The 20,744-nt window shown below is 42.9% G+C and carries 17 protein-coding genes; 6 read left to right on the top strand and 11 right to left on the bottom strand.

Going from position 1 to position 20,744, the window contains the following annotated elements:
• Nucleotides 1–123: 123 nt before the first annotated feature.
• Entirely contained in the window at nucleotides 124–2,022 is a 1,899-nt protein-coding gene (locus JHD45_RS15030; RefSeq protein WP_199477329.1) for a HAMP domain-containing methyl-accepting chemotaxis protein, read from the top strand.
• 127 nt (nucleotides 2,023–2,149) lie between these two features.
• Here JHD45_RS15030 and JHD45_RS15025 read toward each other — a convergent pair whose 3' ends face one another.
• Nucleotides 2,150–2,656, bottom strand: a complete 507-nt coding sequence (locus JHD45_RS15025) for a Spy/CpxP family protein refolding chaperone (RefSeq protein WP_199477328.1) — start codon at nucleotides 2,654–2,656, stop codon at nucleotides 2,150–2,152.
• Between the two features lie 195 nt (nucleotides 2,657–2,851).
• Here JHD45_RS15025 and JHD45_RS15020 point away from each other — a divergent pair, with 195 nt between their 5' ends.
• Entirely contained in the window at nucleotides 2,852–3,556 is a 705-nt protein-coding gene (locus tag JHD45_RS15020; RefSeq protein WP_199477327.1) for a response regulator, read from the top strand.
• Complete coding sequence (gene cpxA / locus JHD45_RS15015) at nucleotides 3,553–5,016, top strand: envelope stress sensor histidine kinase CpxA (protein WP_233407858.1); 1,464 nt, start codon at nucleotides 3,553–3,555, stop codon at nucleotides 5,014–5,016. Before JHD45_RS15020 ends, cpxA begins: the two co-directional genes overlap by 4 nt.
• A gap of 69 nt (nucleotides 5,017–5,085) precedes the next feature.
• Here the strand turns inward: cpxA and JHD45_RS15010 are convergent, their stop codons facing one another.
• The 3 genes from JHD45_RS15010 to JHD45_RS15000 all read right to left on the bottom strand — a co-directional run bounded on the left by JHD45_RS15010 (nucleotide 5,086) and on the right by JHD45_RS15000 (nucleotide 9,263).
• Nucleotides 5,086–6,423, bottom strand: coding sequence for a PIG-L family deacetylase (locus JHD45_RS15010; protein ID WP_199477326.1), 1,338 nt, complete (start codon nucleotides 6,421–6,423; stop codon nucleotides 5,086–5,088).
• Between the two features lie 34 nt (nucleotides 6,424–6,457).
• Nucleotides 6,458–7,648: a glycosyltransferase gene (locus tag JHD45_RS15005; RefSeq protein ID WP_199477325.1), complete on the bottom strand. Its 1,191-nt coding sequence runs from the start codon at nucleotides 7,646–7,648 to the stop codon at nucleotides 6,458–6,460.
• 232 nt (nucleotides 7,649–7,880) lie between these two features.
• On the bottom strand, nucleotides 7,881–9,263 hold the full coding sequence (locus JHD45_RS15000) for an amino acid permease (RefSeq protein WP_199477324.1): 1,383 nt from the start codon (nucleotides 9,261–9,263) through the stop codon (nucleotides 7,881–7,883).
• An 881-nt stretch (nucleotides 9,264–10,144) separates the two neighbouring features.
• On the opposite strand from JHD45_RS15000, the gene JHD45_RS14995 reads away from it, so the two are divergent.
• Nucleotides 10,145–11,980, top strand: coding sequence for an ABC transporter ATP-binding protein (locus tag JHD45_RS14995; protein WP_199477323.1), 1,836 nt, complete (start codon nucleotides 10,145–10,147; stop codon nucleotides 11,978–11,980).
• A 243-nt stretch (nucleotides 11,981–12,223) separates the two neighbouring features.
• Nucleotides 12,224–12,877 carry a peroxiredoxin gene (locus JHD45_RS14990; protein ID WP_199477322.1) on the top strand — a complete coding sequence of 218 codons (654 nt, stop codon included), beginning with the start codon at nucleotides 12,224–12,226 and terminating at the stop codon, nucleotides 12,875–12,877.
• 92 nt (nucleotides 12,878–12,969) lie between these two features.
• On the opposite strand, the gene JHD45_RS14985 is transcribed toward JHD45_RS14990, so the two are convergent.
• From JHD45_RS14985 to JHD45_RS14955, 7 genes are all read right to left on the bottom strand, one after another.
• The gene (locus tag JHD45_RS14985) at nucleotides 12,970–13,458 is read right to left on the bottom strand and encodes an AAA family ATPase (protein ID WP_199477321.1); all 489 of its coding nucleotides are present in this window, start codon (nucleotides 13,456–13,458) and stop codon (nucleotides 12,970–12,972) included.
• Between the two features lie 121 nt (nucleotides 13,459–13,579).
• Nucleotides 13,580–14,431 (bottom strand): DUF2076 domain-containing protein, encoded by an 852-nt coding sequence (locus JHD45_RS14980; protein WP_199477320.1) that lies wholly within the window; start codon nucleotides 14,429–14,431, stop codon nucleotides 13,580–13,582.
• A 129-nt stretch (nucleotides 14,432–14,560) separates the two neighbouring features.
• Complete coding sequence (locus JHD45_RS14975) at nucleotides 14,561–15,463, bottom strand: LysR family transcriptional regulator (protein ID WP_199477319.1); 903 nt, start codon at nucleotides 15,461–15,463, stop codon at nucleotides 14,561–14,563.
• 50 nt (nucleotides 15,464–15,513) lie between these two features.
• The gene (locus tag JHD45_RS14970; RefSeq protein ID WP_199477318.1) at nucleotides 15,514–16,254 is read right to left on the bottom strand and encodes a LutC/YkgG family protein; all 741 of its coding nucleotides are present in this window, start codon (nucleotides 16,252–16,254) and stop codon (nucleotides 15,514–15,516) included.
• Nucleotides 16,247–17,704 (bottom strand): LutB/LldF family L-lactate oxidation iron-sulfur protein, encoded by a 1,458-nt coding sequence (locus JHD45_RS14965; RefSeq protein WP_199477317.1) that lies wholly within the window; start codon nucleotides 17,702–17,704, stop codon nucleotides 16,247–16,249. The genes JHD45_RS14970 and JHD45_RS14965 overlap by 8 nt, the downstream gene beginning before the upstream one ends.
• Nucleotides 17,705–17,721: 17 nt before the next feature.
• Nucleotides 17,722–18,441 carry a (Fe-S)-binding protein gene (locus JHD45_RS14960; RefSeq protein WP_199477316.1) on the bottom strand — a complete coding sequence of 240 codons (720 nt, stop codon included), beginning with the start codon at nucleotides 18,439–18,441 and terminating at the stop codon, nucleotides 17,722–17,724.
• Nucleotides 18,442–18,722: 281 nt separating this feature from the next.
• Nucleotides 18,723–19,751: an ABC transporter substrate-binding protein gene (locus tag JHD45_RS14955; RefSeq protein ID WP_199477315.1), complete on the bottom strand. Its 1,029-nt coding sequence runs from the start codon at nucleotides 19,749–19,751 to the stop codon at nucleotides 18,723–18,725.
• 463 nt (nucleotides 19,752–20,214) lie between these two features.
• Between JHD45_RS14955 and JHD45_RS14950 the strand changes: the two genes are divergently transcribed.
• On the top strand, nucleotides 20,215–20,676 hold the full coding sequence (locus tag JHD45_RS14950) for an Lrp/AsnC family transcriptional regulator (RefSeq protein ID WP_199477314.1): 462 nt from the start codon (nucleotides 20,215–20,217) through the stop codon (nucleotides 20,674–20,676).
• Nucleotides 20,677–20,744 lie beyond the last annotated feature (68 nt).

The raw sequence follows: 20,744 nt of genomic DNA, 5'->3' as shown, positions 1-20,744 counted from the left end.
TTAAAAACAGTTTCCTATCTTTATATTTGTCTATATCAACTATCAAAATGAGATGGACTTATTAGTCATTAATTTTTTACTAGACACCCTAAGTTCAATCTACGTCTGCTAAGGAATCACCAGATGATGAATTTTTTAGAAAACCGATTAATTGGCACCAAATTAGCTTTAGGCTTTGGTTCCGTACTGATACTAACGCTTATTGTGGGAATAACAAGTCTGTATGGTGTGAGTTCACTACTCAGCCGAGCAGACAAAGTCCGGTTATCCAACGAGTTAGATCACAATATTGTTGATATGCAGGTTGCTCGCGAGCACTTTGTTACTTCCGGCTCTGAGGCTGACAAAGCCAAGCTAATGGATCTCACTCGACAACTTAGTGACAAATTAGCCAAATCAAACCAGCTCTATAATGGCCCAGATGTATTAGACCTGATCCAGAAAACCAGCCAGAGCATAGCAGAGTATGAAAAGACATTAACGCCACTTGCTGAGGCCCGTAAAAAATGGGATGACGTTGACAAACAGGCAAAGAATCTTCTTAGCAATATTTACAACCAATACGACCTTGTTGCTCAAGCACTTAAGAAGAACAATGATCAGAACAATGCGTCAGAAGTGCTAACCATTGAAACTAGTTTTTATTCCTTAACGTCTTTTATTGATAGCATTATCACAAAAGGACAACCTATTCCTGTGGATGAGGTCACCTCTAGACTAAATACAGTTATCGAAAAAACAAAAGCATTACAGCTACCTGATAATTTACAAAGCAATCAGCAAAAAATATTAACACTGCTTGATCAATATCGTGAAATGGGCAAGCGTAATCCTGAGGTTACATCCAAGCTTTACTCAGTTAAAGACCAATTGTTAGCCCTATCCAAAAGCATGAATAACAACATTGATGCCATCACTCATCTACAAGAGCAAAAGAGCAAAGCGGATGGTTCTGAAATTAACAGTCTAGTGATTGCTGTCACTGTCATTGCCATTCTCATTGGTATCTTTTTTGCCTTATTGATTCGTCACATGATCACCAAACCTATGAGCACAGTGATTCAAGCGGTCGAAAAAATCTCCAGCGGGGATTTCACTCAACAGCTTCACACGGAAAGAAGGGACGAGCTTGGTAAACTGTTAAATCATATCGGTGATATGAGCAAAACCCTAAACCGCTTGATCTCCGAGGTCGTCTCAGGGGTGATGAACTTAAGCTCAACCAGTGAGCAACTGGAAGCCATTTCGAAGCAAGGGCAATCCATGATGCAGTCACAGAGAGATGAAACTGATCAAGTGGCCACAGCCATTAATGAAATGGCCTCTACGGTCACCGAGGTTGCGCGCAATACTGAAACCGCTGCTGAGGCCTCTACAAAAGCGGATGAAATTGTCGGGCAAGGTAATGTCATGGTCAATAGTGCGGTCAAACTCATTGAGTCTTTAGCGGAAGATCTAAATGTAACCAGCCAAGCGATGGAACAATTAAAATCCCGTACCGATAACGTTGGCAATGTATTGGAAGTCATCAAAGCGGTTGCGGAACAAACTAACCTGCTCGCCCTAAACGCGGCCATTGAAGCAGCACGGGCTGGGGAGGCTGGCCGTGGGTTTGCAGTGGTTGCTGACGAGGTGCGTGGACTGGCCAGTCGCACCCAAAGCTCTGCAAAAGAAATCGAAGATTTGATCATTGAACTGCAAAATGGCGCACAAGAATCTCTGACTAGGATGATGAGTAGTCGCGATATGTCAATGGAAAATGCGGAAAAAGCCAAAGGCGTTCTAACCCTATTCAAAGACATAAATGAACAAGTAGGCTACGCTCAGGACATGAACCAACAAATTGCGACGGCTGCTGAAGAACAATCTCATGTCTCCGAAGAAATCAGCCGAAGCGTTGAAAATGTCCGAGAACTGGCCGATCGAACTAACGAAGGAGCACTAGAATCTGTTCGAGCGGTTACCAATTTAAGGACCATCAGCCATCAATTAAAAACCTTAACAGACCGCTTTAAGATTTGATCCTACTCTGTTTTCAGCGATGACCCCATCGTCATTAAACAAAAAGCCGCTGTTCGATTACTAGACAGCGGCTTTTTACTGTTAAACCGTTTAACAGGCATCATCATTTATTGTCAGTAGCACTCTACTAATAGACCAACGGCCTATGTTCTTTTGCTAAACGGTGACGCATTCTTTCCTCACATTGATGCCGATGCTCTCTCTTCAGTTTCATATATTCTGCCTTTTGCTCCGGTGTTAATATATGAAGTATTTTGTATTGTCTTTCCAACATCGCAACTTTGCGGTCAATTCGTGTGCTCTCCATTGCGGTAGCAAGTTCCCTTGCTGCCACTTTATCAAACTTATCAGCATTCAATAGACTATTGAGCCTCTTTTCATGGTCTATTTCGATTGCTCTCATCTCTTTTATTTCAGCAAGACGAAACGCTCTCAGTTCCTTTTGTTGAACCTCACTAAAATGCAATTCTCTCATCATATGCGGATCTAACCCAACCATCATATCAGGTCGGCACATTGGCGGCTTGGGGCCTCCTAGGTGTCCTGGAGGAGCCTCGGCAAAAGCACTGGCTGCCCCCATCATGAAAGGTAATGTCACCGTCGCTAATATCAGTTTTTTCGTCAGATTTCCCATACCCTATTACTCCTAACTATAAAGTGGTTAATTTGCTGACGCTATCGTCAACCTGTAGAAGTAGCATAGAATCTGACGAGTAAAGTGGCGTATAGCTAAGGTAAAGCTAAGTAAAAACGTCACCGTTTGATACATTTAACAGTAAAATACGAGTAATCCTATTATTCTTGACACATCATTTTTCAAGGAATAACGATGCCACATATTTTGATCATCGATGACGATACAGAGCTAAGTGACCTACTTAAAGAACTGCTAGCCTTTGAGCATTTTACCGTCACCACCGCTTATGATGGAGAAGAAGGGCTAACACTCATGAACGAATCGGTCGATATGATTCTACTGGATGTCATGATGCCCAAACTGAATGGCTTTGATACCCTCAAAAAGTTACGAGAACAATGGGACATCCCCGTTCTTATGTTAACTGCCAAGGGTGATGAAATAGACCGAGTGATAGGATTAGAACTAGGAGCAGACGATTATTTACCCAAACCCTTTAGTGAGCGTGAATTACTCGCTCGCATTCGGGCTATTTTACGGCGTACCAATGGCAAAAGTGACAAGGAAAAGACTGGCAAAGGCCAAGGTAGCCAAGACAAAATAGAATACGATGATCTTGTCATTTACCCAGGCAAACTAGAAGCGTACCACAAACAAGAACTGATCGACCTTACCAGCACGGAATTCGCACTATTGCACTATTTTTTATTGCATCCTGGACAAGTTGTCACAAAAGAATCTCTCAGTCTTGAAGTGCTGGGAAAACGGCTCGCCGTCTTTGATCGTGCCATCGATATGCATGTCTCTAACTTACGCAAAAAACTGCCAGACTCTGTCGACAACAAACCACGCATTAAAACATTACGTGGACGTGGTTATCTGCTGGTGGCTGAATGATTCGCCTACCGAAAATAACCAACCTTTATGGTCGAATTTTTGCCATTTTTTGGTTTACCATGCTATTGGTATTGCTTACGGTACTATCTTTGCCCCATTTAGACCCTAGAAAAATCCATAATATCGACAGGGAACGGCTAAAGCACCTTCAAGCCATCAAACATCGCCTAGAGAAACGCTTTGCCGCACAAACAGATATCAGTCACATTCTACTCAAAATGGAACCCAAACCACCAAAACGACATCCATCTCCTCCCCCACCACCAGCGCAAAAGGACGATCCACAAGGTGTGGAACATGATTCCAAACACATCAAAAAACCGGAGCACATTAGAGAACAGCCCATTTTATTTATAACCAATCTCAACGGATTGATTTTGTCTCCTATCAAGGGACCCGACTTTATTTTTCGCGCTCTACGAAATTTCATTACTTCGATGGACAGTCCAAGTAATCCGCAACAAAAGCTTTATGGTCGATTGATGCTATCTGGGCCATTATCCATCCATCTGGCAGGCAATGACTATCTGTTGTATGTTGGCCAAGAATGGCACCGTCCACCACCATTATTATTACGTTTATTTGATCATCCGTTACAACTTCTTCTGGCTGTCATGCTCGTCAGTACCCCCTTGTTACTATGGTTAGCTTGGGCTCTTAGTCAGCCAGCTCGGCGTCTAGAGAAAGCCGCACAACGCGTTGCTAGAGGTGAATTTGAAGTGGATCCTACCTTAGAAAGAGGCAGCTCGGAATTTCGTCAAGCTGGTGCCAGTTTTAACAAAATGGTTGAAGCAGTGAATGAAATGATCAGTCGGCAACAACGCCTACTTTCTGATATATCCCATGAACTGCGTTCTCCGCTTACCCGACTTCGTATGGCACAAGCTATTGCTATTCGAAAACAAGGAGAGAGCCATGAGTTAACTCGCATCGATACCGAAGCCCAGCGCCTCGAAATCATGATCGCAAAACTATTAGAATTAGCTCAACAACAAGTGAATAGCCACAATCATTGGGAGGAACACGCACTGGATAGTTTGTGGGAAGCGATGCTCGACGATGCGCAATTTGAAGCAGAACAATTGAGAAAACAGCTAACCTTTACTCCCATTCCAAGCTACCGAATTCGTTGTTATCCAGCATTGCTCATTAGTGCTTTAGAAAACCTTGTGCGCAATGCCATTTATTACAGCCACCATGCCATCCACATCTCAATACACGAACAAAATAGCTCAATACAAATTGTAGTAGAAGACGATGGCGAAGGCGTACCGGAAGGAGAGTTGAGTGCAATATTCCGTCCGTTTTATCGTGTGTCTACTGCCAGAGACAGGCATAGTGGTGGTACGGGGTTAGGGTTGGCAATATGTAAAAATGCCATCATCCAACACAATGGCACAATTAGCGCATCGAAAAGCCCTCTGGGAGGCTTACTGGTCAAGATCCATTTACCAAAGTGAAAGCTCAAATCCTAAGTCGATTAATTCGTCGATGAAACGTCATAGCTCATTGGCATCTATACGGCCTTATCAAGGTGATGCTTTGCCAATCAAAGCCTCACTAAACACACCACCATCTACTAAAGTAAACACTTCATTCGACTTAATATGGGTTTGAAAGTACACATGATCACCATAATACTGGTAACCATTCTTCAATACCTTTTTGTTCCACCACTTTTTAAGCATTTTACCAACTCGCGGCTTACTTCTTAGATCATGCATCGTATCAAAAGAGACAACTTTTTCCTTTTGCGTTGCGATATCCAACTGATGGCTATAACAAGAAAACGTGCCAAAAACAGACGTTTCATCAAACCAAGGTGGTAAGGCTGTTTTGGCATGCTCAGGACCATAAGGAAAGGTCTTTGTGTGACGCAGGTGGTTCACATACATTAGTACTCGCTCTGGCGTATGTGTACTTTCACGAATCGCCAATGCCAAGGCATGAGCAGACATAATATGCTCTGGATGCGGGTCGATTTCTGGCTCTGTCACCAATACAGTGGTGGGTTTGATTTGTTCTAATAAGCTAGTCAAATCCATGACTAGGGCTTCCCCTGAACTCTTATTCGACAAATCATTCGGTAAGAAAATGCGATTCCATTGACGACTCACTTGCGGCGTTAACTCCGCCAAGACCGGATCCGTTTGAGCCTCTTTCGCGGTATCATAAAGCGCATTTTTGGTTAGCCCAAAGTAGCCAAGGGAAGATAGCTGCTCTAGAGGAACACCTGCAAGCAGCGGTGTCGTCATACTGTTCCAGGCTCTAATGGCCGCTTTGCGAGCAACTGCCGCATGCATGCTATCGTCCAAACTAGGAATATACTGTTTCTCTAGTTTCTGAACATTTTGCCCTGCATTAATGGTTGTTATCCAAGTCGACTCAGCAAAATCATGATAAAAACCATAAGCCGCCAACTCCGCATCATCGGCATGTGGGGCTAGGATTAAAATTGGTCCATCACTAAAATCCGGTTTTTTAAACGCCAATAATTTTCCATAATTAGGCATATGGCAATGTTTAAATACCAAGGTCGCCACCGATTTGGCATTATTGTTCAACACCCCACTCAAATTGAGATAACGAACCCCCTCCTCACCCGACTCAAAATACTGAGTATTGAAAACCGACACCACTGAATCATCCGACTCAACAATTGCAATAGAGCCTTGCTTTTTCTTATGAGTCGACTGATAAGAAAACGCTAATAGCCAAGTGAAATCCTCAATATTTAACTCACTAAAGCCTCCGCCATCCGCTAAATTAATAGTGACGCAGTGTTGATGTTTCGATTGGGTGTTTTCCAGTATCACCTCACTTTGCCAATCAGGCTGTAAAGCGTATTGATAATCCGTTTTCTTCATAGCTAACTCGTATCGGTGCAATCATCTCATCGCGTTACAGGGTATTCTCTGTCGCGAAGTAGGCTTGGATATATTGTTCAACAATGTGTGCTTCATCAAACTGCTGTAATGCTTTGGCAATGTCTGTTGTCAACTCTGGGGTTCTCTCTTCTTGTAGCGCCAAGACCATTTTCTCTGCCAAAGACTTCGGTGTTTGCTGCGCTAAAAAATCGCTTAACTTGCCTCTCATGATATCGCTCACACCGCCAGGACAATTTGTCGCCACCACGGATGTGCCACAAGCCAACGCTTCAATCAACACCATCCCTAAACCTTCGCTCGTTGAACTTAATACAAAAAGGTCCGCTTGCTGATACCAAGGAAACGGGTTGTTTTGTTGGCCTTTTAAAAAAACATAATCTTCTAAAGCAAACTGTGTAATGGTCTGTTTGATTTTTTCACGTTCACGACCTTCCCCAACAATTACCAAATCATGCTGTATTCCATAGTGTTGACGAGCGTAATGATACGCCTCAATCAACAACGGAAAGTTCTTACCCGGCACCAAGCGTCCGAGCCCTAAAATATAGGTTTTTTTATGATAATCCACACCATCAACTAGACGTGCCGCTTCCTGACGAATTTTGTCATAATCATTAGGATTGGTAATCGTGTGAATGCTCTGACAAGGAATCTGGAAAGATTCAATTAAGTCCTCAAAAGACTCACGCGCCCCATCCGACACACACACCATACGACGATGAGAAAACAATAAGGTGAAGATACGTTTAGAATACGCACCAAAATGCACTTTGTTTTGTGTGCTTTCACAGACAAACACGAAACGCTTGTCTTGCAAAGGCCAAACATGACTGAATGTTCCATGCCCTCGAAATACAATCAGATCAAAACGGCCAATACGTTTTTCCAGCCGACTTAGTTTATAAGTAAACACCGCCGCCTCTGCATAAGCAAAAAACATAGCAAACGTCTTACGAAATAGCACATTCAATAAGCGACAGATCACTAGCCAAATGAGACCTATACCACTCAATAACACCCATTTTTTTAAATCAAATAAATGCATCGTCGTATTGGGATGACTGGGGGTAACCTCGACTTGACGATTTTTAAGGTAGATTAGATGAGCATCATGGCCTTGTTTTGCAAACGCATCAGTCAAACTGCAAGCCACCCGTTCCATACCGCCCAATTTTAAAGAATTAACAACTACTGCGACTCTCATCCCACATCCTAAAGATCACTATCATACCAATGCATCCGCTTGCAAGTTTCACTATCACTCTATAGAACACTATAAATTGACCAAAAGAGAGCATAGTTTAGCGGTTTGTCTTGTAGAGATCTAACTTAAATGCGACTCACAAAAAAAGCACGATAGGATCATCGTGCTTTTTCAAGGCAATGTTTATGGCTCAGCTTATATGAGCGGCGTCGACAGCATTAGCCATCCACTGTTATTCCGTTACTAGGTTTCTGTCCGTGGAACGTTTACCAGTAACAATAAAGCTAAAGATTAGCATAATCGCGGTTACGCCAACGGTTGCAAAGGTTTCTGGTCGGTAGTCTGGAGAAATACACATATAACCCAAAACCACCGCAATAACGGCAATAGTTAACCAGGTTAACCCTGGAAACAACCACATTTTAAAGGCCGGCGATTTTCCTTCTTTTTCCAGTGCACTACGCATTCTCAACTGAGATACAGCAATAACCAAATATACAATAAGAGCGATAGCCCCCGTGGTTGATAAAAGGAAGCTAAATACTTCACCAGGGAATACATAACTGGCAAAACACCCAGCAAACCCTGCCAACGTTGAAGCAATTACGGCCACGCGAGGCACACCAGTAGAAGAAAGTGTTGTTGCTACCGCTGGCGCATCACCACGACAGGCCAATGAATAAAACATACGTGAAGCCGTATATAACCCAGAGTTCATACAGCTACATACCGCAGTCAACACGACAATATCAACCAATAATTTTGCATGAGGTAAATGAAGTGAACTGAGAACAAACTGGAAAGAGCCCGTTTTTAACGCAGGGTCATTCCAAGCCACCAGAGACACAATGACAAAGATAGACAAGAGATAAAACAGTGCAATTCGATACACAACGAGTTTTGTTGCTTGGCGAATCTTGTCTCCTGGGTTTTTGGATTCTGCCGCTGCAATAGTCACAATTTCCGCCCCGAAGAAAGAAAAGATCGTCACTAATACACCTGCGAGCACGGTGCCAAACCCTTTTGGCATAAAGCCACCATGGGCATACAGATTCGACACGCCGCTAACATCCTTAGCCAATGGCCAAACACCGAAAATCGCCATGCCACCAATAATGATAAACGCAATGATCGCGACTACTTTAATCAGCGCGAACCAAAACTCAAACTCACCATAGCTTTTTACATCCCATAAGTTTGAGATTGTCAGAATCACCATGATCCCTACCGCAAATTCCCATGAAGGAATATGTTGGAACCAAGCATGCAGTATATTCGCCCCAGCAATGGCTTCAACAGGGATAACCAATACCCAGAACCACCAATATAACCAACCAATAGTGAAACCAGCCCATGGACCAATGGCACGGGACGCGTATGTCGAGAAAGACCCTGAATCGGGATTAGAGACCGCCATTTCGCCCAACATACGCATGACAAGCAGTACGAGTACCCCTGTCATCGCATAGGAAATCAGAATAGCAGGCCCTGTGGTTGCAATGGCATTGGCGGAACCAACAAATAGCCCCGCTCCAATGATCCCCGCAATTGAAATCATGGAGACTTGTCGATTTGACAACCCTGCCCCCAAATGCTTTGCATGTGTTTTACTCATAGTTACCCCCAGTGATTTATAATCTATTTATTTTATAAAAGTGGATTCATCCACATGTTTCGGTACACCGCCATTGCTATGTTTACAGACTCCTCAGTGGTTTGAAGCATCTATAATACGGAAATGACAAGGTACTGAAGTGATATCCTTGTTTGTAATCATTAGTAAATTTTTGGAGTGAAAGCCCCTCGAAAAATCGAATAGGAAAGATGTTTCACAAAAAGTACAATCTTCAGTAGTACATTTTTTTTTGATCCATCTCAAGTAACAGCAATGTTAAACACACCATTACACCATCCAAAAAACCAGCATCTTGACGATTTCTTTGTAATTGACTGACTTACATTTGACCGGTGCAAAGCATTCAAAGAAACGAGGGGAGTGTATTCTCTTCTAAAAATTTATATGGACTATTGAATCATGTATAAACAATCAAAAAAGTCTTTTTAAAACAATAAAATAACAGAAAATTTATAAAAAAATATAATGATGTTGAAGACCGTAGCAGAAAAAAGTACTTCAAACACGAAAATACTACCCATTTTTATTGCAAAATAGTCTGGTGAAACTTTCAAAAAAATCTTGCTGGAAGTAACGATTATGGTTAACAAAGAGAAATTTAAGAATGATTCATTTTTCTCTTAGTGAATCGTGGATATATTAAGGATAAGAACTAGAATTTCATTAAATCGTCATAACTGAACAAAATCCAAACAAAATGAATATTGTTCATTTTTTAATAAACAGCCTATTATCTAGAAGACTAGGCAATTATCTTGCAACGCGGCAATCCTAAAGCTCTGCTTATAATAATCAAGCCACTTATAATGATTTAGGAAACGAGCTAACCAACCACTCTGACGAGGCAAATAGAACGATCCATGATTCCCGCTGCCAAACCTAACAACAACGTTGATAAAAACATGTTAGGTGTTTTTCGATATAGTCAGCGTGCCATTGAGCTCGTGTGGCAAACCTCACCAGCTCTTACCATCGGGTTAGCTATTGCCACCTTAATCGCTGGTATTCTTCCTGCCGCCATGGCCTATGTGGGACAACTCATCGTTGATGCCGTGATGAGTGCAATGCATACCTATAAAGAAAGCCAGATTATCCATTATCAGGCCGCGTTTAATTATGTGTTGTTGGAAGGGGTTCTGGTACTTACTATTGCTGGTGCACAACGCTCAATTACCGCACAACAAGCGATCTTAAGAACCCTGTTAGGACAAAAGGTCAATATGCTTATTTTAGAAAAAGCACAGACCTTAACCTTAGCTCACTTTGAAGACTCAGAGTTCTACGATAAATTAGTGCGAGCACGCCGCGAAGCCTCTAGTAGGCCTCTCGCCTTAGTCAATAAAACTTTTTCTATCATTCAAAACACCATCTCCTTAGCCAGTTTTGCAGTCTTACTTTGGCAATTTTCTCCTTGGGCCTTGCTTATACTGATTCTCGGGGCTTTTCCTTCGTTTATTGCTGAAGCAAAATTTTCAAGCGATGCCTTTATGATGTTTCGCTGGCGTTCACCAGAAGTGCGCCAACAAAACTACTTAGAAACCTTGCTTGCTCGTGAAGACAACATTAAAGAAGTGCGCCTTTACCAACTAGGGGAGCGCTTTCTAAAGCAGTATGGCAGCATTTTTGCTGTCTTATTTAAAGAAACCAGACAACTTATCCTACGTCGAGAAACCTGGGGGTTTGTACTGGGAATTATTAGCACATTGGTTTTTTATGGCGCTTACGCTTGGATTGTTAGCGATACCATCATTGGCGCGATTAGTCTCGGCCAAATGACCATGTATCTTTTACTTTTTAAACAGGGCCAAGGTTCGGTATCGGCCTCGCTTACCGCCATTAGTGGCATGTATGAAGATAACCTTTACCTCTCCAATCTATACGAATATCTGGAACAACCAACCAATCAACGGTATCAAGGGTTACAGGCTGGCCCGACTCCTAACGACGGTATTCGTTTTGAAAATGTATCTTTCCAATACCCAGGTAGCCACCAGTTCGCTTTATTGAACATAAACTTACATATACGCCCAGGTCATAGTCTAGCAATTGTAGGAGAAAATGGCTCTGGCAAAACCACACTCATTAAATTGCTAACTCGCCTTTATGAACCTAGCAAAGGCCGCATTTTACTGGATGGTCTAGACCTAAACCAATGGGATGAAGCGACGCTACTGCAACGCATCGGCGTCATTTTTCAAGACTTTGTTCGCTACCAATTCACCGTTGGCGAAAATATCGGAGCGGGAGACAATGAGCATTTTAATAATGAAACGGGCTGGCAAATGGCAGCAGAACTGGGCAAAGCCACCGACTTTATCAACCAACTAGATAAAGGCTACCAAACCCAATTAGGACGCTGGTTTAAAGACGGACAAGAGCTCTCTGGCGGTCAATGGCAAAAAATCGCTCTAGCACGAGCATTCATGCGCAAAAGTGCGGATATTTTAGTACTTGATGAACCCACCGCTGCCATGGACGCTCAAGCCGAAGCCTCTATTTTTCAGCACTTCCAGGAACACACCAAAAACAAAATGGCCATCCTCATCTCCCATCGTTTTTCAACAGTACGTCTTGCTAACGAAATCATCCTCATAGAGCATGGTCAAATTAAGGAACGAGGTACACATCAAAGCCTACTAGAGCAACAAGGACGATACGCTCACTTATTTACACTACAAGCTCAAGGCTATCAATAGAATCCATACCAACCTAACAACCAACCTAAGAAGACAACCAGCTATTTTCGATGACGTGCCCCAACATACTCAAACGAGCTGTGTTTAGCGCCATATACTCCAAAAGTGTCTTTTCAATACATATAGCATTTATTTATAAGCTTAGTAGATAATTACATATAGAAGTAAATTTTAGGACATCCTAATATGTTTAACACAAGCTTAGGCTTGTTTCGTACTTCAACCAATATTAAGGAGAATCTAATGTCTTTACGCATTAACGATACTATTCCAAACCTAGAACTTGAAACGGATCAAGGGACTTTTAAGCTTCATGATTGGATAGGTAACAGTTGGGCAATTTTGTTTAGTCACCCTAAAGACTTCACACCAGTTTGTACTACGGAGTTTGGAGCAGTAGCCCAGTTGTCTTCAGAGTGGGAAAAGCGTGGTACAAAAGTGATTGGTTTATCTGTTGATGGCATTGAAGAACACAAAGAATGGAAAGCCGATATCGAGTCTTTCTCTGGTGCAAAAGCAAGTTTCCCTATTATCGCAGATGAATCTTTAGAAGTCTCTAAAGCATTGGATATGTTACCTGCTGACGCTTACCTTCCCGATGGCAGAACCGCAGCGAATTCAGCCAGTGTTCGAGTCGTTTTTATCATTAGCCCAGACAAAAAAATACAACTATCCATGACATATCCGATGTCAGTTGGTCGTAATTTTGCGGAGGTTTTGCGAGCCCTTGATGCGTTACAATCGAGCTATGGTGTACCGATTGCAACGCCTGCAAATTGGGTTGCAGGCCAAGATGTTATTGTTGCTTTGTCTTTAAATGATCAACAGGCGAAAGAAAAATTTGGTGAAGTTAATACTATTTTGCCCTACCTTCGTACCGTTAAGATGCCATCATAATTATTTCTTGCACTGGCGATCCACTCCTAAGTTCATTATGGACCGCCTTTAGAAAGCTATAAATAAAGCCAGACGACAGACGACGTCAGGCTTTATACATCATTTTGCCAGTTCAATCCCTCTTCTAGGGTCGGTACTTCAAAATACTTGGTCACTTGATGGAATACCGATTCAGTATCAAACGCCGCTCGCGTGGGCTCTTCTTTGCGTCGCTGCGCAATGCGTTTTAAACACAGCTCATCACTGACATCTAAATAAAAGAATTCATGAGGTGCATTGATTTTTGCGACTAAACTTAAAAACCATTTACGCTGTACAACAGTATTAGCAGGAAAATCCATGACGACATTGGTCCCGGTGGAGAGAATATTCTGAACATGCTCTCTTATTAAGGGTTTTAACCGTGCCGAATAAGTTAAATAGTCCTTAAAAGAAAGAATCAAATTCGGATAAAGTGCCGCTAACCACACATCTTCTGACAGCAAAACCGCATTTCTTTTTTCAGCCATTTGCTTAGCTTGTGTTGACTTACCGGCCCCCATTTTCCCACAGAAAAATACTAAACAGCCCTTTTCTTTCATACCGGCTCCATCCTTATCGCACCTCTTAATATCATCTTTAATCACTATTAAGAGACTAGAACCAAGAAAAGCAAGGCGCAAGATATTTTCACTAGGATCGTCGCATTACGCCTCCTAAAGTTTAGCTATAATCATCAAAATCCCCGCCAAAGTCATCAAAACCACCGGCATCGCCAAACCCGCCTTGGTCAAATCCCCCTTGGTCAAACCCACCTAGATTTGAATTAAACCCATCGGGATCCATGCCACCTTGGTCAAAACCAGCTTGCCCAAATCCACCTTGCCCCATGCCATTGTCAGCGAAGCCCCCTTGATCCATGCCATTATCAGCAAAGCCATCTTGGTCCATGCCATTATTAGCAAAATCTGATTGCCCCATATCTTGTGGAGGTGTTTCATTAATAATGTCGACCATCTCGGTTGGCGAATGGTGACTAAACATATCCATCAACATATTCCCTACAACCAAACCGCCAGCCACGCCTGCCGCTGTTTTTAACGCTCCGCCTAAAAAGCTGCTACCGCCGCCACCGCCAAACATACCACCCGCAGCCGGTCCTCTTGCTCCATTCCCTTGGTAGTTAGCTTGTTGCCCATAAGCCGAACCAGCGCCATAGCCTGGTCCCGCTTGTTGTGCACTTCCGCCCCAACCAGCCCCAGAGTTGCCTTGTCTGCTTTCCTGTTCATTTCGAGTGTTTTGGCTTCCACCACCAAATAAGCCGGATAAAAATCCACCAGAACTTGGCTTGCTAGCCACTTCTTTTTCCAGCGCTTCGACCTTCGCTTTTAGCTGTTTTAATCCAGCTTCTTGCATAATAATGGTTTGCGCCATGTAGTAAGGCGCGGATGGGTTATTCACTAGATGTTTATTAATATGAGCTTCAGCGTCCTTATCCCGCTCGCCAGTTTGCTTTTCTGCTTGTGAAATACGTTCAAACAAATTGTCGATTAAACGTTTTGCATCATCACTCATGGCATAGGCCTCTTTGTCTAACAATTCAATTGGATCAGTTTATAAATACAACCCTGTTACCCTCATGATAAGGTCAGTAACAGGACTAACAAGCCATTAAAAAGTCAGGAAAAAGGAAAAAGTTAGTGGTTAGAATCGCTCTTTCATGGCTAAGTAGCCTTCTCGAATATGCTCAATGAGCGCTTGTATGCGTTTAGAGGGCGTCCGAGTGAAGGGGTAGACAGCATAAATACCAACAACTTTCCCAACATGACCTGCTAGTATTTCGACGAGTTCGCCCTTTTGTAGTTCGTCATAGACGAGACAAGTGGGAAGATACGCCACCCCATTACCCGCCAGCATAGCTTTTTTTAATGCGGCGGCATTATTAGAGGCAAAATTTCCCGACACTTTATGAGTGTAAAGGCGATTGTCATGAGAAAACTGCCAGTCAAATGTACCGGTACTTTGATGGGTATAACCCAAGCAGTTATGCCTTGATAACGCCACAGGCGTTTGAGGAACTCCATTGCGGTCAAGATAAGCAGGCGACGCACAAATCACCCAACGGGAATTGAATATATGTCGAGCAATCAGGCTGGAATCTTCCAGATACCCAGTTCGGATAACCAAATCATAATTCTCCGCCACAAGATCCACAAAATGATTGTCCATGGACATATCCACCGTCAATCCAGGGTGGCGATTACAGAAATCGGAAACGACATTAGCCAATAACAGTTCACCAGAGATGGTTGGTACCGACATCCGTATATGCCCCGACATGGATTCACTGTAACCTGTAATCGCATCAAAGGCAGATTGCGCCACTTGATTAAGATTCTTCGCTCGACGGTTCAGTACTTCTCCCGCTTCAGTAAGAGACAATTTTCGAGTGGTACGATACAGCAATTGAACACCTAGCTCTTTTTCTAACTTGCTGATGCGCTTACTCACTACGGATTTGGTAATACCGTTCAACTCAGCAACCTTACTAAAAGAACCGTGTTCAATAACTTGGGTAAACAGGATTAAATCGTCTATTGCGGGCATGCGAAAGATACTCTTTTATAAGCCGTTTCAGAGTGTTTATCATCGAATGATTATTGATCATCCAAAATAATATAGGTCGCAAAAATGGGACCATGAACTCCGACTACTTTAATTAACTCTATATCCGCCGTCGAGCTTGGCCCTGAAATAAAGTTAATGCAGGATGGCATCCGCTTACCAGCTTTGGCTTTCTCAGTCAGTACTGCAGTCGCCTGAGTTAACCTTGGCACAATGGCACTTTTTGGTACGATAAATACCGACGCCTCAGGCAATAAACTAATCACGCGCCCCTGTTCAACCTGACTATAGAGTACCATAGTGCCTGATTCTGCTAAGGCTTGTTCTGCAAACACAACCCCCACCTTAGCTCGCTCACAAGCACGGATATTGGCGTCGTATCCAAGAGATGAATCCCATACATATAGACTTAACCCTGCTTGAGTAAGCTGGTTAATATCGATGCCGGCCTGTAATCGAACGTCAGCAGATAACACAACATCTTTACCATCATCCGACAATGTATTTTGTTGATAAGCGAGGCAAGCCTCAGACAACACCCGACTCAACTGGGCTTTTGTTGTGACAATGGCCTTAGCACCCAGTGCATTTTCGGTATAATCCACCAAGCGATCTCTCAGTTGATCTGGCGACCACCCAGCCATAACTTCTTGATGACAGCGGTATTTAAGAGCAGGCCGAACCGGTGCCTGCGTGCGTCTAGGCCGATCTAATACCTTAGCAATGTTCTCCAAAAAAGCGGTACGGTTCTGTAATCGCGCTGGGTTAGTCATGATGATCTCCTGCCTCATTTTTCTGCTGATCCCCTTTTGTTTGCTGTCGATTTTTAAACCAACTTCGGAAAGATTCACCATCGGGTTGAGGCAAATCTCGTGAATCCGTCCAATCTTTTAAGGGACCCACATTAAAAGGCATTTTACCGTCTTTTATCGTCGCGTTAGCCACTTTGGCACCCGCTTTAACGGTTTTACCCCACAATGCTGGGCGAGCATTTACAAAGTTAAAGAACCCTGCTGCGGCACGTTCACCCAGCGGAGTTAATTTACTTTCCGCCATAACTCTACGATGCTTGAGCAATAAATCAGATAAAGGAATTTTCACAGGACAGACGTCATTACAGGACTGGCATAAACTACACGCATAAGGCAATTCTTTAAAATCCTCATAACCCCCTAATAGCGGTGACAACACCGCCCCAACAGGACCTGAATAAATGGAACCATAGGATTGACCACCAATGTGGCGATAGGCTGGGCAAGTATTCACACACGCCGCACACCTTATACAACGCAGAATGTCTTTAAACTCAGAACCTAAAATGGCGGAACGTCCATTATCGACTATCACCAAGTGGAATTCCTCTGGTCCATCACATTGATCACTCTCTCTTGGGCCAGTCAGGGCCGTCACGTAACCTGTTAACGGCAATCCCACTGCACTTCGGCATAACAAGCTCACCACAATATCCAATTCTTCAAAAGTGGGTACCAGACGCTCCATGCCCATCACCGCAATATGTGTTTTCGGTAAACTGGTAGCCAATCGTGCATTACCTTCATTCGTCACTAAACTGACCGTGCCCGTTTCTGCCACGGCAAAGTTACAGCCTGTAATACCGATATCAGCTTCTAAAAAATCATGACGAATATGTTGACGGACAAAGCGCGTCATCTCTTCAGGGTCATTTGTCCCTTGATACCCCACTTTCTCTTTGAAAATATCGCGAATCTGAGTGCGGTTTTTATGTAATGCGGGCACCACAATATGGGAAGGCGGATCGCAATCATCTACCTGTAGAATATACTCACCAAGATCCGTTTCAATGACTTCGCAGCCAAGGCCTATAATAGCCTTATTTAGATCAATTTCTTCGGTCACCATGGATTTGGATTTAACGATTTTTTTTGCTTTTTTCTCTTTGAGAACGCCTTCAATGTAACCTCTAGCCTCTTCGGCCGTGCTAGCAAAAAACACATTGCCACCGTTTTCCACGACCTTGTCACTCAATTGTTCTAAATAGTAATCAAGATTCTCCAAAACATGCTGACGAATCTCTTTCCCCATTTCTCGCCATTGCTCCCAATTACCTAATGCCTCGGCGGCTTTAGCACGGTTAGTGAACATGCGCTCTTGAGCATTGGCAACAGATTGGCGCATATAATCATCTTGCATCTGAATATCAATGCGCTCTTTAAACGTCGCATGACTGGTTTTCATCGACATGTCTATCCCCTTATAAACTAACGGCTCGCCAACACTTCTGCAATGTGCATAACCTTGATCGCCTTCCCTTCACGATGAAGACGTCCTCCTATGTTCATCAAACAACTGATGTCGGCACCAATCAAATAATCGGGTGTAACCTCACTCATATGGCGCACTTTTTCTTTAACCATCTCTCCAGAAATCTCACCCATTTTGACAGAGAAGGTTCCCCCAAAACCGCAACAGGTTTCTTGATTATCAATGGGTAATAACGTCAGACCTTCTACCTCGGCCAACAAGGACAAAGGTTCATCCCGTACACCTAACTTACGGATTAAACTACAAGAAGGATGGTAAACGGCCGTTCCTACCAGCTTCGCTCCCAGCTGCACTACCCCTAATTCGCGAACCACAAATTGGGTTAATTCAAAAAGACGGTCGGCAACGGCTTGTGCACGCGAGGCCCATTCTGGCTCGTTTCTTAAATATTCAGGATAGGCCTTGACCATGGCTGCACAAGAACCCGCTGGGGTAACGATGGGATAATCATTGCACTCGAAAGCACGAATAAACGACTTCATTGCTGGTTTACTGCTTTCTACATAACCACTGTTTATGGATGGCTGACCACAACAACTTTGGGCCTCAGGAAAAATTACCTCGCAGCCTAACTGTTCTAATAGGGCGACGGTGCGCTTCGCGACATTGGCTTTCACTGTGTCACATAAACAGGTGACAAAAAAATTAACCTTCATACTGGCTCCTAGGGCCTTGTTATTAGAAGGCCCTAACATAAAGTGATGGTATAAGAATTACCTTATAATGGCGCTTTATGGCAAAAAGTATAGAAGCAGATTTGTCTTCAAGAGCGGATAGAAAACAATAAAAGCCAGCACGAAAACTTATCTCACTATTTTTCTAATAAAATTCAACACGTTAAAATTAAAAGGAAAAACAGGATAATTTTAATTACATCATTTTAAGAAACAATCTATCGTCACATGCGAAATAATGAGAAATGTAGCGGTTATATGGCTTATTTTTCAGCTCCCTTAAGGCGACCTTGTACGGCATCTAAAGCAATGGCCATTTGCTCCAATCCATCGAACAAGCGAGTTGAGGCCCTCATAGCTAAAGCATCCATAATAACAAAGCGATTTTCTTTCACTGCAGCCATATTACGCGTATAAGGATTACTTTTAAGAAACGCAATCTTCGTTTTATAGTCATCCGCAGCCCAACGACGGCGATTCATTTTCGCCAGCACAATAACAGAAGGGTTCGCCCTAGAAATGGCTATCCAATCCATAAGGGGCCATTCCTCATCAGAATGTGCAATGTTCTCTATCCCTAAAGCATTCAAGATGTAGCCAGCCGGGCTATTTCGACCAGCAACATAAGCAGGGCCATCCAGCTTCGGACTAGAATACCAAAACACCGCTGACACATTATTTAACTCATCCTTTTTCGCCCGCGCAATTGCATTCGCTTCTCTTTCTTTTAAAGAAGCAATAAACATGGCTCCTCTTTCCTGCTTATCAAAAATCTTAGAAAGTTCTTTAATCCCCTGATACAGGGAGTCGGTATTGAATATATTGGCCCGAGTTCCATCGTTACCAACAGCATTATCTTTGTTAATACAGTCTGTCGGCAATACATAGGCGGCAATGCCATGAGACGCAAACAGCTCTCGAGTGCCTATTACCCCCTCCTTACCAACATACCACTCAAATTGTGAGCCAATAAAATCTGGCTTTTGCTGCAAAACGGATTCAAGGGTTGGCGTATTATCTGATAAGCGAGGAACGATTTTATCTAGCTGTGCAAATTGCGGAGCAACGTCATTCAACCAGACACCTGTGCCGACCATTTTGTCCCATACTCCCAGTTGATAGAGGGTTTCAGTGACATCCTGACCAATTGATACCACCGCCTTGGGGGCCTCTAGATAAGTATGTTTATATCCACAATTATCTATTGTTAATGGATATTGAGTCTGCGCAAAAGACGACGCACTCACTAAACCAGCCATTAAGCTCATAACAACACAGAATGAGTGACGCAAAAGAGGCCTCCTTCGTTTTAAAACGCTTTAAAACGCTCACTTGAGACCTTTTCATGATGTCATGAGTCCAGACAAAACAAAGCAAAAACAGACGATAAAGTGGAGTTTATGGGTGATATAAGAGCATTTTAAGTCTGTTTTCCACAAAGTATTGACGAAAGCAGTCGTCATGCAAAGATCTCTATTTACAGAAACGCATGCTTCTTCCCCAAAAGTCACCAATGTGAGACCCACTCTAAGTATTGTCTAGATTCTGGTAACCATCATGCTCATTTTTTCTCCCTACTTCATGAAATATAGACCGCTATTTAATAAATATTAGATTTTTTGGCATTATTTTTTCGTCTGTCATCGAACTATGATTCCTAATATGCCCTCTTTTTAGAAACTAGGTTGCATAGGCCTTAAAAAAAACACATCATTTGAAAAAATATCCCAAAAACAAACACAAAAAGAGAACAAAATGACTTTAGATAACATAGATATGCAACTTCTTGCCTTAATTCAAAGTAATGATAGTATTTCTAATGATGCTCTTGCTAAGCAAGTTGGGCTCTCAAAAACCCCATGCTGGCGCCGCATTCAAAAGCTCGAAAACGCTGGCTATATTAAACGACGAGTGGCGTTATTGGATGCAGACAAACTTGAGCTTGCGGTATCAGTGTTTGTCCAAGTGAAAACGAATCAACACGACGTAAATTGGGCCACGAACTTTTCTCAAATTGTGGCGGAATTTCCAGAAGTGGTGGAGTTTTACCGCATGGCAGGAGAATACGATTATTTATTACGGGTGGTGGTAAAAGACATCCCCGCTTACGACCGATTTTATAAACGCTTAATCAGCGCAACCGCTCTGACTGACGTGACCTCAAATTTTGCGATGGAACAGATTAAGTATACAACGGAACTGCCTTTATCTATCTAAAAGCAGGCCATTATTGCAGCAAAAATAGAGAGATCCGTCACAGGTAAAACATTTATTAATAAAGGCAA

Source organism: Marinomonas spartinae (assembly GCF_016461715.1).
Taxonomy (GTDB): Bacteria; Pseudomonadota; Gammaproteobacteria; order Pseudomonadales; family Marinomonadaceae; genus Marinomonas; species Marinomonas spartinae_A.
The sequence above is the reverse complement of the archived record's forward strand: the minus strand, read 5'-3'. Positions and strand labels throughout refer to the sequence as shown.

Bases quoted from the DNA above. Each gene is read 5' to 3' on its own strand.
- JHD45_RS14985 (WP_199477321.1), bottom strand. From the start codon at position 13,458: ATGAAAGAAAAGGGCTGTTTAGTATTTTTCTGTGGGAAAATGGGGGCC.
- JHD45_RS15030 (WP_199477329.1), top strand. From the start codon at position 124: ATGATGAATTTTTTAGAAAACCGATTAATTGGCACCAAATTAGCTTTA.
- JHD45_RS14960 (WP_199477316.1), bottom strand. From the start codon at position 18,441: ATGAAGGTTAATTTTTTTGTCACCTGTTTATGTGACACAGTGAAAGCC.
- JHD45_RS14970 (WP_199477318.1), bottom strand. From the start codon at position 16,254: ATGACTAACCCAGCGCGATTACAGAACCGTACCGCTTTTTTGGAGAAC.
- cpxA (WP_233407858.1), top strand. From the start codon at position 3,553: ATGATTCGCCTACCGAAAATAACCAACCTTTATGGTCGAATTTTTGCC.
- JHD45_RS15010 (WP_199477326.1), bottom strand. From the start codon at position 6,423: ATGAAGAAAACGGATTATCAATACGCTTTACAGCCTGATTGGCAAAGT.
- JHD45_RS14995 (WP_199477323.1), top strand. From the start codon at position 10,145: ATGATTCCCGCTGCCAAACCTAACAACAACGTTGATAAAAACATGTTA.
- JHD45_RS14975 (WP_199477319.1), bottom strand. From the start codon at position 15,463: ATGCCCGCAATAGACGATTTAATCCTGTTTACCCAAGTTATTGAACAC.
- JHD45_RS14980 (WP_199477320.1), bottom strand. From the start codon at position 14,431: ATGAGTGATGATGCAAAACGTTTAATCGACAATTTGTTTGAACGTATT.
- JHD45_RS14950 (WP_199477314.1), top strand. From the start codon at position 20,215: ATGACTTTAGATAACATAGATATGCAACTTCTTGCCTTAATTCAAAGT.
- JHD45_RS15020 (WP_199477327.1), top strand. From the start codon at position 2,852: ATGCCACATATTTTGATCATCGATGACGATACAGAGCTAAGTGACCTA.
- JHD45_RS15005 (WP_199477325.1), bottom strand. From the start codon at position 7,648: ATGAGAGTCGCAGTAGTTGTTAATTCTTTAAAATTGGGCGGTATGGAA.
- JHD45_RS15000 (WP_199477324.1), bottom strand. From the start codon at position 9,263: ATGAGTAAAACACATGCAAAGCATTTGGGGGCAGGGTTGTCAAATCGA.
- JHD45_RS14990 (WP_199477322.1), top strand. From the start codon at position 12,224: ATGTCTTTACGCATTAACGATACTATTCCAAACCTAGAACTTGAAACG.
- JHD45_RS15025 (WP_199477328.1), bottom strand. From the start codon at position 2,656: ATGGGAAATCTGACGAAAAAACTGATATTAGCGACGGTGACATTACCT.
- JHD45_RS14965 (WP_199477317.1), bottom strand. From the start codon at position 17,704: ATGTCGATGAAAACCAGTCATGCGACGTTTAAAGAGCGCATTGATATT.